This window comes from Trichococcus ilyis (genome assembly GCF_900109135.1).
Classification (GTDB): Bacteria; Bacillota; Bacilli; order Lactobacillales; family Aerococcaceae; genus Trichococcus; species Trichococcus ilyis.
Window position 1 is genome coordinate 1 of the sequence record NZ_FNYT01000020.1, and the last position, 14,762, is coordinate 14,762.

General features: G+C 51.3%; 16 protein-coding genes and 1 rRNA gene. 2 read left to right on the forward strand and 15 right to left on the reverse strand.

Translation table 11 applies throughout. The features are described from left to right. From BMX58_RS09750 to BMX58_RS09765, 4 genes are all read right to left on the reverse strand, one after another. Nucleotides 1-97: ribosomal RNA gene (locus BMX58_RS09750) — 16S ribosomal RNA — on the reverse strand; the annotation flags it as partial. A 520-nt stretch (nt 98-617) separates the two neighbouring features. Beyond that, nucleotides 618-1,973 (reverse strand): MATE family efflux transporter, encoded by a 1,356-nt coding sequence (locus BMX58_RS09755; RefSeq protein ID WP_068623890.1) that lies wholly within the window; start codon nt 1,971-1,973, stop codon nt 618-620. A gap of 2 nt (nt 1,974-1,975) precedes the next feature. Next, complete coding sequence (locus BMX58_RS09760; RefSeq protein WP_068623892.1) at nt 1,976-2,410, reverse strand: MarR family winged helix-turn-helix transcriptional regulator; 435 nt, start codon at nt 2,408-2,410, stop codon at nt 1,976-1,978. 190 nt (nt 2,411-2,600) lie between these two features. Further along, the gene (locus BMX58_RS09765; RefSeq protein WP_068623894.1) at nt 2,601-3,761 is read right to left on the reverse strand and encodes a glycerate kinase; all 1,161 of its coding nucleotides are present in this window, start codon (nt 3,759-3,761) and stop codon (nt 2,601-2,603) included. A gap of 200 nt (nt 3,762-3,961) precedes the next feature. On the opposite strand from BMX58_RS09765, the gene BMX58_RS09770 reads away from it, so the two are divergent. Further along, nucleotides 3,962-5,089 (forward strand): CdaR family transcriptional regulator, encoded by a 1,128-nt coding sequence (locus tag BMX58_RS09770; protein ID WP_068623896.1) that lies wholly within the window; start codon nt 3,962-3,964, stop codon nt 5,087-5,089. Between the two features lie 18 nt (nt 5,090-5,107). Here BMX58_RS09770 and BMX58_RS14595 read toward each other — a convergent pair whose 3' ends face one another. From BMX58_RS14595 to BMX58_RS09805, 8 genes are all read right to left on the reverse strand, one after another. Next, nucleotides 5,108-5,437, reverse strand: a complete 330-nt coding sequence (locus BMX58_RS14595) for a hypothetical protein (RefSeq protein WP_131814068.1) — start codon at nt 5,435-5,437, stop codon at nt 5,108-5,110. Beyond that, the gene (locus BMX58_RS09775; RefSeq protein ID WP_068623898.1) at nt 5,403-6,218 is read right to left on the reverse strand and encodes an energy-coupling factor ABC transporter ATP-binding protein; all 816 of its coding nucleotides are present in this window, start codon (nt 6,216-6,218) and stop codon (nt 5,403-5,405) included. Before BMX58_RS09775 ends, BMX58_RS14595 begins: the two co-directional genes overlap by 35 nt. Continuing rightward, entirely contained in the window at nt 6,211-7,062 is an 852-nt protein-coding gene (locus BMX58_RS09780; protein ID WP_068623900.1) for an energy-coupling factor ABC transporter ATP-binding protein, read from the reverse strand. Before BMX58_RS09780 ends, BMX58_RS09775 begins: the two co-directional genes overlap by 8 nt. Continuing rightward, a complete protein-coding gene (locus BMX58_RS09785; RefSeq protein WP_068623902.1) occupies nt 7,059-7,826 on the reverse strand; it encodes an energy-coupling factor transporter transmembrane component T family protein in 768 nt (255 codons plus the stop codon). The genes BMX58_RS09780 and BMX58_RS09785 overlap by 4 nt, the downstream gene beginning before the upstream one ends. 12 nt (nt 7,827-7,838) lie before the next feature. Next, nucleotides 7,839-8,447: an ECF transporter S component gene (locus BMX58_RS09790; RefSeq protein ID WP_068623904.1), complete on the reverse strand. Its 609-nt coding sequence runs from the start codon at nt 8,445-8,447 to the stop codon at nt 7,839-7,841. 1 nt (nt 8,448) lies between these two features. Next, entirely contained in the window at nt 8,449-9,204 is a 756-nt protein-coding gene (locus BMX58_RS09795) for a nucleoside phosphorylase (protein ID WP_068623906.1), read from the reverse strand. Nucleotides 9,205-9,400: 196 nt separating this feature from the next. Then, nucleotides 9,401-10,102, reverse strand: coding sequence for an LrgB family protein (locus tag BMX58_RS09800; protein WP_084253980.1), 702 nt, complete (start codon nt 10,100-10,102; stop codon nt 9,401-9,403). Further along, nucleotides 10,095-10,466 carry a CidA/LrgA family protein gene (locus BMX58_RS09805; protein ID WP_068623907.1) on the reverse strand — a complete coding sequence of 124 codons (372 nt, stop codon included), beginning with the start codon at nt 10,464-10,466 and terminating at the stop codon, nt 10,095-10,097. Before BMX58_RS09805 ends, BMX58_RS09800 begins: the two co-directional genes overlap by 8 nt. Before the next feature lie 332 nt (nt 10,467-10,798). Between BMX58_RS09805 and BMX58_RS09810 the strand changes: the two genes are divergently transcribed. Then, the gene (locus BMX58_RS09810) at nt 10,799-11,056 is read left to right on the forward strand and encodes a hypothetical protein (RefSeq protein WP_068623909.1); all 258 of its coding nucleotides are present in this window, start codon (nt 10,799-10,801) and stop codon (nt 11,054-11,056) included. 87 nt (nt 11,057-11,143) lie between these two features. On the opposite strand, the gene BMX58_RS09815 is transcribed toward BMX58_RS09810, so the two are convergent. From BMX58_RS09815 to BMX58_RS09825, 3 genes are all read right to left on the reverse strand, one after another. Next, entirely contained in the window at nt 11,144-12,580 is a 1,437-nt protein-coding gene (locus BMX58_RS09815) for an L-lactate MFS transporter (protein WP_068623911.1), read from the reverse strand. A gap of 79 nt (nt 12,581-12,659) precedes the next feature. Further along, nucleotides 12,660-13,040: a Na-translocating system protein MpsC family protein gene (locus tag BMX58_RS09820; protein ID WP_204243798.1), complete on the reverse strand. Its 381-nt coding sequence runs from the start codon at nt 13,038-13,040 to the stop codon at nt 12,660-12,662. Between the two features lie 206 nt (nt 13,041-13,246). After that, complete coding sequence (locus BMX58_RS09825; protein WP_068623912.1) at nt 13,247-14,752, reverse strand: carbon starvation CstA family protein; 1,506 nt, start codon at nt 14,750-14,752, stop codon at nt 13,247-13,249. Nucleotides 14,753-14,762: the final 10 nt, after the last annotated feature.

The window sequence follows — 14,762 nt, forward strand, 5'->3', positions numbered from 1 at the left end:
CAGTGGAAGCAAGCTTCCATAGAAAAGACCGTTCGACTTGCATGTATTAGGCACGCCGCCAGCGTTCGTCCTGAGCCAGGATCAAACTCTCATGTAAAATGGGCTCTTGTACAGAAACCCGCATGAAAAGCTGAATAGCTCTTAATTTCTTGCTGACTTTATGTTTGCGATACTAAGTATCGCCTTCGTTTGCCTCGACCGAAATCGAAGCTCCCTGCACATTTGGTTCGTTCATTCTTTGTTCAGTTTTCAAAGGTCAATCGTTATCACTTGTTACGTGACAGCTTATTCATAATACCGCAACTTCCCGATTTCGTCAAGAAGTTTTTTGAATATTTATTCTTATTGTTCTTGAATCAAAATCGCTTGTGCAGCAACTTTTAAATAATATCATTACCGAAGGACACTGTCAATACATTTCTTGCATTTAATTGTCCTGCGCTTCAGATAACTTAATCATACTAACACCCAAACTCAGCCCGTGTCAACGTTTTTTGCGGAAATAATCAAAAAAAAGCGCCTTTTGCTTTTATCAGCCGGATGCTCCTTTGGAATCCAGGCAGAAAAAAATAAACCGTCCCGTCCGGTTGTAAGGAACGGAACGGCGGCAATCACGCTCAGAATAATTGTTTTGGCAAAGCCTTCAGCGTGAAGTACAGAAGGAATCCCGAAGTAGTCGCAGACAGGATATCCGCTATCGGTTCCGCGTAGTAGATCCCCATCACATCCAAGTAGTTGGGCAGAATAAGCGCCAACGGGATCAGGATGATCACTTTGCGAAGAAGGGCGATGAACAATGACTTTTTCGCCTCCCCCACTCCGACAAAAAACATTTGCGCGCTCATCTGCACCCCGAACAGCCACATGCCGCCCATGTATATCGGCAGAATCCGGGTGACCAACGCCAATAAGTCCGAATCAGTCGTGAATATCCGGGCGAATAAACCGGGCACGAGCAGCACCAACAGAAAATAGGCGGCGGTCAATCCGACTGTGACCTTCATGGAATGGCGCACGGTCTCCCGCACACGGTCATAATGCCGCGCACCGTAGTTGTAGCTGATGATCGGTTGGACACCTTGCGTGAATCCTTGTATCGGCACCGTCAGCAATTGCATGATGCTTTGCATGATCGTCATGGATCCTACGTAGAGATCGCCGCCGTATTTCAACAGACCGGTGTTGAAGACGATCACGATCGCACTTTCAGTTGCCTGCATGATGAATGGCGAGATCCCCAACGACACAATCCGTTTGATCAAGCCAAGCTTCAAAGCCAAGTTTTGCTTGCGGATCCGGATCAGCGAATGCTCGGAAGTCAGGAAATGGAGGACATAGATCGCGCTCAAGGCTTGGGAAATGACCGTAGCGATCGCTGCACCTCTCACCCCCATACCGAATCCAAAAATGAAGATCGGATCCAGGACGATATTGGCGATTGCGCCAATCAATACCGAAAACATGGCAATTTTGGTTTTGCCTTGGCTAGTGATGAACAGATTCAGCCCCAATGCGTATTGGACAAAAATCGTGCCCATTATATAGATGGAAGTATAGTCATTCGCATAGTTGAAGGTGACGGGACTGGCGCCGAATAAAAACAACAAGGGCGCCTTGATCCGGGTGAAGACGATGGTCAACACGATCGCCATGAACGACAGCATCGAAAAAGCATTGCCGAGAATTTTTTCGGCTTCGGCTTTGTCGTTCTTCCCCAATGCAATCGCAGCCAAGGGAGCCCCGCCGCCTCCGGCAAAGCTGCTGAACGCGGAAATGATCAATACGAGCGGTGCGCTGATGCCCAAACCGGTCAACGCGACAGCCCCTATCTCCGGGATATGGCCGATGTACATCCTGTCCACAATGTTGTACAGGATATTGATTACTTGGGCGATGATGCTCGGTATGGCCAGTTCCATCATCAGCTTGGGAATTTTCTCCGTTCCCATCCGCGATTCTTTCATTTCCTGCATAATCATTCCTCCTTTTTCCGCTCCAGATTCGCCAGCATCTGTTCGAGCAGCCCTTCGAATTGTTCGAATTGCTCTTGGCTGATTTCTTCCGTCATCGCGGCGATGAACTTTTTGCGGCGGTTGCGCAAACGTTCCGCTATCGGTTTCGCCTGTACGGTCAGTTCCAGATGGATATAGCGACGATCTTCCTCATCCACCCTCGTCTCCAGGTAGCCTTTCGCAACCAGCGCATCAACCGATCTTGCAATCAAGGACTTTGACAGCCCGAGGCAATCGGCTATTTCTTTGGATGTGTCCATTTCGTTGTTTGACAAAAAGGTGATCAGGTCCAGTTCATTCGGCGAAAAATCCGACCCGGACATCTCTTCCTTGATTTCTGCCCGATACATTTTCGACAATTTGGCCAGACTGATCAGCAGATTCTTCTTTTCTTTCATAATTTAGGGGCACCTCCACCAATTAAAACTGATTCCATTTTACCGCCAAACAGTTCACTTGTATACCATCCTCCTTCCAGTTAGACTTCGGAAGAGGATAAACATCTTCCCAAAACAAAAAAAACACCCTTCCCAACATAAGCTTCCAAGGAGGCTGGAAGCCTTGCTGGGGCAGGTGTCATTTGAATGATCAAACCGAAAGCGGTACTTTGCTGGCCAGCAAAAAGGCCCGGAAAGCCGATTCGCCGGCATTCGTGATCAATCGTTCCGTTTGTGAAATGGCTGTTTCCAATTCCATCGGTTTGTTGATGATGTCCAAAACCAAGTCGATGCCTGTCGCATAGATCGGTCCGAGGTCGTCATCACTGCTGCCGACCACCGCGATGACCGGCAATTGGTATTTCTTCGCCAATTGGGCGATGCCCACCGGCGCCTTGCCGTTCAAGGATTGCGAATCCATCCGTCCTTCGCCGGTGATGACAAGGTCGGCATCCTGGAAATGCGCTTCGATTTCGAGGATGGAGAGGACTTTCGAGATGCCGCTGTAGCTTTTCGCTCCACAAAAAGCCATCAGGCCGGCTCCCAAACCGCCAGCTGCTCCGGCTCCCGGCGCGTCAAGAACCGCAATGCCCAAGGATTCCTCCAGCTTTTCCCCATAATGATGCAACAACTGGTCCAATTTTCGGACATCTTCAGGGGTCGCCCCCTTCTGCGGTCCATAAATGTAGGAAGCCCCGTTCTCTCCGCACAGCGGATTTGTCACATCGGACAGGATTGTGAAGGTCACGGCATGGATGCGCTTATCCAAACCGCTGACATCGATAGAAGCGATGTCCCCCAGCTTGCCTGCGCCGAACGGGATTTCATTCCCTTCAGCGTCTTTGAAAGAGGCTCCCAGCGCTTGGGCCATCCCAGCACCCCCGTCATTGGTCGCACTTCCCCCGACACCGATGAAGATTTCTGTGACGCCGCAATCCAGGGCCGCCCGGATCAATTCGCCGGTTCCGTAGGTCGTCGCACGGTAGACATCGTTGTCCGCAAGGTCCACAAGCGTCAACCCTGAAGCTTCCGCCATTTCGACGACGGCAATGTTGTCTTTGATGATGCCGAATTTCGCCTGCACTTTGTCGCCCATCGGACCGGTGACTTCAGCGTAGCAGTATTCCCCCTTGCATCCGAGCACCAATGCATCCACGGTCCCTTCGCCGCCGTCAGCGACAGGGACCTTTACGATCTCGACTTTCCGGTTCAACCGCAGAATCCCTTGTTCGATATAGTCTTCCACCTGGATGGTCGAGGCGCTGCCCTTGAAAGAATCGGCGGCGATGACTATTTTCAGTTCTTTTTCCATTTGTTTTGCCCCCTTTCCTATCTGCGCAACTAAACTCACAGGCGCTTCCCTCCAATTTGCGTAAGCGCTTGATATTGACAGTATAAAGGTTCTCCATTTTTATTTATATATTCTACAGACTAAATATTTCAGGTAAAATGGAACCAATGCATGTCATACAGAACACATTTCAGCATTTTTCATAAAACAGGAGGAATCGTATGGAAATAGCCGCCGCTCTTGCACAGAGCATCGTCGTCAGCATGAAGGAAATCATCAACCAGGAACTGAATTTCATCAATACCGACGCCATCATCATAGCCAGCACGGACGAATCCCGCATCGGCGAACACCATTCCGGCGCCAAGAGGGTTTTGGAGACAAAGACGGATTTGATTTTGGAGTACGACGGTCAGTTCGAGGGGACGAAGAAAGGCATCAATATCCCCATCTACAGCGAACAAAATCTGGTCGGCGTAATCGGCATCACCGGCGATAAAGAGGAAGTGGAAAAATACGGAAAAATCATCCGGACCATGACCGAAATCCTTGTGAAGGACGCTTGGATCAAAGACGTTTCCTTCAAGAAGCGCGACAATTACCGGCTCTTCATCGAAGAAGTGTTGGCGCCTGCCCTTGATCTGGAGAACATCCGGACACTTGCCAATCTGCTGGAAATCAACTTGGACATCTCCAGAATTGTCGTTGCCGGCCGCATCAATAATTTGTCCGCCGAACGGAATGAGCAGATCGAAAATGTGATGAATCTCCTGAAGGTCATCCTCACGAACGACAAACAGACCATCTACAATGTCAACGGCCCGGATATCCGGATCCTGTTCCGGGATAACCTGCCGGAAGCCACCCTCCACTACCAGCTGAACAGCCTGATCCGCCAAGCCGAACAGCAATACGGTCTGCAACTGCACATCGGGGTGGGGCTGGCCTGCGACAAATTGACCGGCTTCCGCACCAGCTATGATCAAGCTGTGACCGCGCTGGACTGGGCGATCCTGAATTCGCACCACATGATCGAACACTACGACAAGCTCGATCTGGGGATGATCCTGACGGACATTTCCAGAAACAAATCCGACGAATTCATCCGCCAGATCCTGGGGAAACTGGACAAGAAGGAACTGAAGGAATACGCTGGAATTCTTAGTGTTTACGGGACCAATAACGGCAGCATCTATAAATCAGCCGATGCACTGTTCATCCACAAAAATACGCTGCAATACAAACTGAACAAGCTGCATAAAGTGACCGGATATAACCCCCGTGAACTGGACAGCTATACAATCCTATCGCTAGCATTCAAACTGCAAAACATTTTGAACAACCATTGAGGATCCGGAAGAACACAATCATTGCGCAAACAGCGCTGGCTCATCAGAGTATCGCGGCGTAATTAATTGGGCGTTAGCTCCGGCAAGGCATCTGCTTTCCGGAGGACACCGGTAACGATTGGCCGCACCTCCGACGAAGCTACTCTCATCGGAAAACGCAGTTAAAAATACGAGTGAAACTTCGGCAAAGCCTCTGTTCACCGGAGTTCCCGTTGAATTTTCAGCTATCCAACACTCGGCACCATCTGTTTTCACCGCAAAGAAACCGGACACGCTGCCATTCCAGCGTGTCCGGTTTCTTTGCGGTGCTTCTTCATTTCGGTAATTGGGGCGGTCTTGCCAAAGCATCCTCCACTTCCTCGACCGTCAGCAGATTGCCCGGAATGCCCAAAGCGTGCGCAATCTTCATGGCCTGGGGCTGATCCAGATACGCCTGCTGCAGGCGTTCTTTTTGGCTGAAGACTTCCCTGGCGTCGCCTTCGAGCAGCAAATGTCCTTGACTGAAGACAACGACGCGTTCGAAGACGGCAGCCGCAAAGTCCATGTCATGCAGGATGCACAGCACGGCTTTCCCCTCTGCCTGCAGGTCTTCGATCACCTTTTTGATGATGGCTTTGCCGGCCATATCCTGGCCCATCGTGGGCTCATCGAAAATGACGATCGGCGTATCCATCGCCAAAATCGAAGCCAGCGCCACCATTTTCCTTTGCGCCAGATTGAGGTCGTAGGGATTGACCTGCTCGACGCCGGCCAGTTGCACCCGAGCCAAAGCTGCGCGGGAACTGGCCCGTGCCTCATCCATGGACTGTCCGATGTTCAACGGGCCGACCATGACTTCATCCAAAACCGTACTTTTGAATATCTGGTCGTCCGGATTCTGGAAAACCAAACCGATCCGCTTGGCGATCTGGGCTACCGTCATTGTCGCCAGATCGGTGCCGTCCAGCAAAATCCGTCCGGAATCGGGGCGCAACAGCCCCTTCAGCAGCTTCACGAAGGTCGTTTTCCCCGAACCGTTCTGGCCGATGATCGCCGTTTTCCGGTTATCCAATTTCAGGTCGATGCCCTTTATGACGGGCGTCGCTTTATCGTAGGCAAAATGCAGTTTTTCAATTTCCAGTTTACTCATGAGCGACACCTTCTTCCGCAAGCAGCCCTCTCAGTTCTTCCAAGTCCACCGGATAGTGCCCATCGGCTTTCCGCTTGCCCAAATGGCGGGCTATCGCGGTCACTGCTGGCGGCTGCACCCCCAGAGACGCCAAGTCATCGCGCGAAAACACGGCTTCGGGTGTGTCATAGGCGATCAGTTTGGCGTCATCCAAAAGCAAAACCCGGTCGGCATACTGCGCGATCTTTTCCATCTTCTGCTCGGCCATGATGATCGTGATGCCTTCCTTCGTGAGGTTCTCCACCACTTTGAAGACTTCTTCCGAACCTTGCGGGTCCAGTTGGGAAGTGGGCTCATCCAGAATCAGCACTTTCGGCTTCATCGCGACGACACCGGCGATCGCAACCCGCTGCATTTGCCCGCCGGAAAGATCAAACGGGTTCTTGTCCTTCACTTTGCGGATATCCAGGAGGTCCAAAGCCTCTTCGATCCGTCTGATCATTTCGTCGCGCGGCAAGCCCATGTTCTCCAGACCAAAGGCGATCTCCTCATAGACCGTAAACCGCGAGCCGGTGATCTGGGAAAAAGGATTCTCGAACACCAATCCAGCGGCCGCCGTGACTTCGCTCACATCGGTCACGCGCACATTCAGCCCGGCTATCTCCACCGATCCGCCGTAAGCCCCTTTGAAAAAATGCGGCACCAAACCGCTCAGCGCATAGCACAGCGTCGATTTCCCGGCGGTGTTCCTGCCGATCAGGCCGATGAATTCCCCCTGCTCGACCGAAAAACTGATGCCGTCCAGCACCAATTTGGTCGTGTCGGGATAGCGGTATTTCAGCTCCTTCACTTCTATGATGCTCATCCCATCCACCTCCAGACGATCAAACCAGCCAGGATCAACAGCAGCAAAACATTCCATATAACACTGTAGCGATAAGACTTCGCTTCATTCAGATACGTTTTTGGCGTATCCCTGTCGAAGCCGCGGACATCGAGCGCAATCGCCCGTTCCCGGGTATCGTTCAACGCGTTCAGGATGACCGGCCCCAACAACGGGAAGAACGCCTTCACCCGGACAAGCAGACTGCCCTCGGTTTCCATCCCGCGCGCGCGTTGCGCATCCTGGATTTTGGCATAGGTTGCCCGCAGCTGCGGGATGATCTGCAGGACCGAAAGGATCACATAGCCGATTTTCGGCGACATGCCTTTCTGCTGCAGCCGCTCGACAAGTTCCGTCGGCGAAGTCGTCAGCACCAGCACCCCGAAGGCGCAGACCATATTGATGACGCGCATGGTCAGACGCAAGGCGATAACCAGACCTTCTTTGTAGAATCTGATCGGCCCCAGTTCAAAAAGCAGCGTTTCATTGGCAGGATTGAAAAAGCCCTGCACGATGACGATCGAGAGGATCAGCAAAAAACTGAGCGCGATCACCGGCAAAATATTGCGGAAAACTTTCCCGATCAGCAGAATGCCGAAACTGGCCAGCATCACTGCCGCGACTTGCCACAAACCGTCCAACAGATAAGCCGCGGCGATGCTTACGACAATGTAGAGCATCTTCGTCAACGGATCCAGACGATGGATCGGCGAGTTGCGCGGCACATATAATGTCATTGCATCCATTCACATCAGCCCCTATAATTCTTCTATCGCGCCACCCTTCAGGAAGGTGTTCGTGAGTTTCTTCGGCAAGCCCTTGAAGATGAAATAACTGATTAGCACCGTCACCAATTTATCCGGCACATCGACGACGATGCTGTCCAGGAAAGAGGCCAGCCATTGCGGTTGTCCGTTCGAAATCAGCAAGGCATAGAGGGCATCCCCCCAGACGTTCCCGGTTTGGCCACCCCAAAAGACGATGTTCAAAGGCGTCGAAACAGTCGCGGCCACTACACCGATGATCAACCCGGCCAGCAACACGGTCTTTATGTCCCGGAACCAGCCTTTAGCGGCAAACAGACCCGCCATCAGACCGATGAACGCGCTGGTGACCGCATAAACTGTCGAAATCGGATCGGCCGTGACTCCGTAGATGATGTTGTTGATGATCCCGGAAGCGGCACCGATGACCGGCCCCGCCAGCATGCCCGACAAGACCGTCCCGATCGAGTCCAGCCAGAGCGGCAGACGCAACACGCCCGCGATGTATTTGCCGAGATAATTGATCCCGATCGCGATCGGGATCAGCACGATCGAAGCTGTCGACAACTTATAACGCAATTTGTTCCTTGTTTCTGCGTTCATTTCATTTTCCTCCTTTTGCCTGATGCCACGCATGGAATGCGGACAGCGCAAGTCTGATCTGATTCTGTTCCCCTTGGCGGGTGGCTGCTTCTCCGGAAACGAATTGGCGGACGCCTTCTTCCATCCCTTCATCCGGGCCGACGACGACATTCAGCAACGAGGCGGTCTTCAATCCCCGCAGCGCCCCAACGACAAACAAAGTGGCTGTCTCCATATCCGACCCGACGATGCCGTTGCCGCTCCAGTAAGCGGTCAGCTGCTCTTCGCGGGCGGTGTAGAAACTGTCGTGGCTGCGGACTATCCCCAAACGGTAGGGGATCCGCTCTTTTTCCGCGCTTGTCCTCAGCCGGATCAGCAGATCCAAATCGGCTGCTGCCGGATACGCCAGATCGATGTAGGCTCTGCTGGCGCCATCGTCCCGGACCGCCGCCGTGGCGATGATCACATCCCCAAGGTGCACATCGGGATGCAGGGAGCCGCAGCTGCCGATCCGGATGATCCCCTCTATGCCAATCTTCGCCAACTCTTCGATCGCGATCGCTGTGGACGGTCCGCCGATCCCTGAGGAAATGACCAGGACCTTCATCCCCTGGTAGGTCCCCAGCACACTTTTGTACTCGCGGTTGAACGCCAAATCGACAGGATTTTCCAACAGCAGTTTCGCTCTTTCCACACGGGCTGGATCACCCGGCAACAGCGCATATTTCACATCCAGATCGGCTGATAATTGAATGTGCGCCTGCAATGTTTCTCCCATTTCTCCACCTTCCTTTTCGCAATGATCGACTCGGGAACGGCCAGACAAAAAAACAAGATACCGATACTATTTTATGCCCTCAGTATAGCATAGCGGGAAAAGTCTGGCATCGGATAACCCTCGCGGAGGCACCCCCGCTGCCAGCAAGCAAAAAAGAAGCAGCCTCCGATAACCCAGAGACTGCTTCTAAATTTGCTTACGCTTGGACGAACATGGCCGCAAGCGGGATCAGCCCCACCATCACGACCCCGGAAACGACCATCGCCAGGCTGCTCATGGCACCCTGAAGTTCGCTCGTTTTCAGCGACTCGGCCGTCCCCATCGCGTGGGAAGCCGCACCCAAAGCCAAACCTTTCGCGATCGGTTCTTCGATTTTGAAGATTCTGAAAATCAGCCCGGAAACAACCGTCCCGAAGATTCCCGCGAAGATGACCCCTGCCACGATGATGCCGGCGACCCCGCCGATCAGTTCGGTCGTGTCCAAGGCGATCGCCATCGTGATCGAACGCGCCAAAGTGGACAGTGTCGTGGTTCCGCTCATCCTGAGGATAAAGGCCAGCCCGACAATGGTGACCAGACCGCTGATCATCCCCGCCAGACAACTGATCAACACGACCCAACTGTTTTCGCGCAAAATCTTGAACTGCCGATAGACAGGCACCGCCAGACAGATGGTGGCAGGCGTCAGCAAATCGGACAGGATCTGCGCACTTTTTTGAAAAACCGTGACTTCGATGTCCAGCGCCAGCATCAAACCAATCACCAGTACCGTCCCGATCAGCAAAGGATTCATGAAAGCATAGGGATACTTTTTGTTCAGCTTCAGGCCGATCATGAAGGCGCCCAAGCTGATGAACAGCCCGAGGTATTTAGTCGTTTCCAGCAGATGATCAATCATTCCGCTCAGCCTCCTTTGCCTTCTTCTTTCTTATCAAAGCTTGCGCCGACAGCCCGGTCGTCGCCAAAATCACGATGGTCGAGCCGACATTGACGGCCACCCAACTGGCGAAGTTTTCGGCGATCTGCCCGTAGGAGGTGATGAGCCCGGCCCCGCTCACGACGAACAGCGCGGGCATGATGCCCAACAGCAGGTTGGCGGCACTTTCCACTTGTTTGAGTTTCAGCATCCCCGTCATCAGCAGCAGGAACAGCAGCGACATCCCGTAGATGCTGGCCGGAATCGGCAGCGGAATGAACGTGGCCAACAATTCGCTGACGGCGGAAATGGCGATGATGATGGTGAATTGTTTCAGGTAGTGCATAATGGGGCGGCTCCCTTCTTGTCCAAAGTAACCCAGAATTCTGTTACTTAATCATATCAGCCCCGGCTGAATAAAAAAGATGCAATCCGACAAAATCACAAGCCAAATTGTCCCATGTATCCAACTACTGCCGGGCCAACCGGACCGAATTCCCTTAGAAATCGGACTTTCTCAACATCAAGTATACCGGCTTGCGATCCGGAACGATATATTCTGCAACCCAAAATTTTGCATTCCGCAGCAGTTTGAACCTGTTATGCGATACATACGGTGGATGATTAAGGTATAATGAATGCTGAGACAAAGGACGCTAAACATAAAGGAGCAAATACATGGATCTGGAAAAATTGATCGAGAAGATCGAAGCATTCAAAGCAAGCCACCCCGAAGGCACGTTCGACTTCCTCGTGCAACCGCAACGGGATTTGGATGACCTCTATGCCGAACTGCTGATTTTGGATGTAGCGGCGGAAGACGAAGAAAATGCTTCAGTCCGCGACGATGAAGCCTTGATGACGTTGGAAAACCCTACTAAAGATGACCTTGCCGTTCTCGAAGGCATCGCTGAGGCCTTAAAACAATATTTGTGATAGAAAGAAACTCCCCGAAGGACCTGCAAAATGCAGGGACCTTTTCGGGGAGTTTCGCTTATTATCCAGGAATCAACCGAAAACCGATCATTCAACAGTTCCGATTCCAGCCCCAATTTTACTGTTAATCTCGCGCAATTCGTCCAACGGAACGCTAAGATCACTGTTTTTGTGGCTAGCCCAAGCAGGCGTCGTCTGTTCGGCTTTGCTTCCATCATTTGCCTTAAAAAATATCAGCGTCAACAGACAGCCAATTAGGCATGAAGCGATCACCAGATAGAATATGTAGGCGTAATTCTGGAAAGTATCCAGCAATAATCCTGAACTGCTAACACCTAAAACAGCACCTATTCCGTATGCTGTAAATACTACGCCATAGTTTTGGCTGTAATATTTTGGTCCATACATGTTGTTAGTGGCAGTGGGCGCTATCGCCAACCAGCCTCCAACGTTGAACCAAAATATGGAAAAGGCTACGACAAACAGAACGACACTGTCGTTCTTCGCCAACAACATCAAAGCGGCCGCCAGGATGATTTGAGTATAGGAAAAAAGCATCGCTTTCTTCGCCGATAACCTGTCCGTCAGCCATCCGAACACCGGACGTCCGACACCATTGAACACCGCAAACATAGAGACAAACAGCACCACATCCTTTTGCGCCATACCTATCAGCTCAATACCGATGTTGCTGGTCAAACCTATCATCATCAGTCCAATCATTGTTCCGATAATAAAATTAAAGTAAAGCCCCTTGAAGTTGGCGGATCTGATCATTTGGGCGCTATCCATATCGTTCTCCTTGGGATCCGCTCCGAAGGTGTTCGACTCCACAGCATAATCCGCTTCAGGATACTTGAACGGCATTGCCAGCACTGGCAACAGCAATCCAAAGATGATTCCCAGCAGGAGGAATGTTTGCGTCACCCCGTACTGTTCAACCAATGCCCTAGCAAGCGGCGCTGTAAGCAATGGCGATAGTCCGAATCCGAGCAATACCAATCCAATCACAAGACCCTTCTTTTCCGGGAACCATCTGGTCACTACCGTTAACGGGGCTCCGTACGCTATCCCGACCCCTGTGCCACTTATCACACCGTAGGTAACAGTCAATACCTGGATATTCGGGGCAAACGCCGATAGAATCCAGCCAATCGAAACCAAGAGCGCCCCTGTCAGAATGGTTCTCCTCGGACTCCAAGCCTTAAAAAACCTTCCGGTCAAAAACATGAACAGGGCGTAAAACAATAACGCCGTCATGTAGGGTAATCCGCTTTGGGCAGTCCCGACATTATACAACGCCTCCACCGGTAGACGGAAAACACTCCAGGAATATACCGTCCCAAGCGCCATCATAATTACCAGCCCCAAAATCACATACAGCCATCTCGCCTTTGATATCACTTTCTTCTCTGCTGTTATTTTCTGTTCCATTCGTATCTTTGCCCTCTTTCCATTTAAAATCCATATAAATTCCGGAAACATTTCCTTCCTGACATGCCAATCCGAAAAAAAAAAAGCCAATAACAAGCCCCCACTCTGGAGTACTTGCCATTGGCTTACGCGTCGACTGGCTACTTGCCTTTCGTTGCATCTTCCGTATTTACTTAATCAATTTTTCTATATCCTGGTCTACGACTATTGCGATGATTTTTTCACCTGTCTTGGTGCTTACATCGGAATAGGTACTTACGATATTCACATCAAGCACTGTTTTGATTGTCGCTTCGAGTTCTTCCCGCGCATTCTCAAACAATGCGGTTCGAGCATTTTTTATCATCTGGATTCCACCTGGGTTTTTCGCCAGATTTTTCTCAGATATACTCAAGAAACCATTGAGCCTTATCAAGATCAAATCTTGAAAGATGACAGTCCGAATTTTCTCTGGGCCTCTACCCATTTGTTCAATCTCAAATTTACTGATCGCTTCGCTCAATTTCGATTCGATTTGTCCTTTTGTCATTGAACTTCCAGTGTATGCCATGCGCTTCAACCCCTAAATCATATGAAAATTGGGAAACGTTTCTTACAGCCAAAACTATAGCACACCGACATATTGTCGTCAACAAGTTTCCCTCTGTCCTGGCAAGGATAGTCACAACACCTGATGCAGAAGATTTGAAAAGGTGGCAGCAGCCAAAAACTCCTCTCGAGGCCTATATAGTCTCAAGGGGAGTTTCCTTCTTTAATTTATTCGGCTGCAACTGCTGCCGGCACTGCTTCAGCGGAAGCAAACGTTCCGATCGGCAGATGGTCGTTCAGCAGTTCCGATTCCGGATCCAATGCGGCTTTCTGTTTCACACCGGTTGTCCAGTAAAGCGCCAGGATCCCTACTGTTGCGACCAGTCCGACCAGGTAAGTGGCGGTCTGCAGCCCCATCCGGAAGCCGATCGGTTCGCTCAGGATATAGACGACGCAGGCATAGAGCATGAAGCAGGCCGGCAACAAAGTCACCAAGTAATTTTTGTTTTTCAGGTACAGGTAGCGGGTGGACATCAGCAGTGCGATGACTGCAGTGACTTGGTTCGCCCAGTTGAAGTATCTCCAGATCAGATTGAAATCGACTTTCGTCAGGAAGAATGAGATGACAAACAGCGGAATCGTCATCATCAGTATTTTTTTCATTGTATCCTGTTTGATGTTCATGTAGTCAGCCAGGATGGTGCGCAGGCTTCTGAAAGCGGATAGTCCTGAGGAAATCGGCAATACGATGACGCCGATGATTGCGACGGTACCGAAGACATTCCCCAATAACATAGTGGAAACTTGGTTCACAACGGCAGACGGCGTGCCGGCATCGATCATTTGGCTCAAGGTTTGGCCATCGAACAAGGCCATCGAAGCTCCAGCCCAGATCATCGCGATGACGCCCTCTGCGATCATCATGCCGTAGAAAAGGAAGCGACCTTCGCGCTCGTTCGTCGATGTCCGTGAAACCATCGGCGCTTGGGTCGCATGGAACCCGGAGATGGCGCCGCAGGAAATCGTGAAGAAGATGGCCGGAAAAATCGGCGTGCCTTTCGGATGGAAATTCCGCAAAGCGGCCCCTGTCAATTCAGGAAGGTTATGGCCCCCCAACAACAAGCTGATGCCGATAGCGATCGTGCTTATGATCAGGATCGCACCGAACCAAGGATAAACTTTACCCATCGCTTTGTCGATAGGCAGGATGGTGGAAATCAAATAGTAAGCGAAAATCAAAACCGTGATCATGCCGATCGTCATCCAATCGGGTGTGATGCTGGCGATCAGATTGGCGGGTGATGTGACGAAGACCGTGGCCACCAGCATCAACAGCAGCATGGCGAAGATGTTGACGACGTGCTTAACCGGCTTGCCGAGGTATTTGCTGGTCAATTCCGGCAAGTGGGCCCCGTCGTTGCGCAAGGAGATCATTCCGATCATGTAGTCGTGGACGGCTCCACCGAAGATGCAGCCGACGACGATCCAGATATAGGCGACCGGACCATAAAGCGCTCCCATAATCGGTCCGAAAATAGGACCCGTTCCGGCAATATTCAGCAATTCTATGATGGCATTTTTCGATTTGGACATCGGGACAAAGTCATAGCCGTCCTTCAGTGCTTCTGCAGGTGTCTGGCGTTCCGGATCGATGGAAAAGTTCTTTTCGATGTAGCGCCCGTAGGTGAAGTAGCCTAAAATCAGCAGCGCGATTCCTCCAAGTAAAGTAAGCATCTTTTTTTCC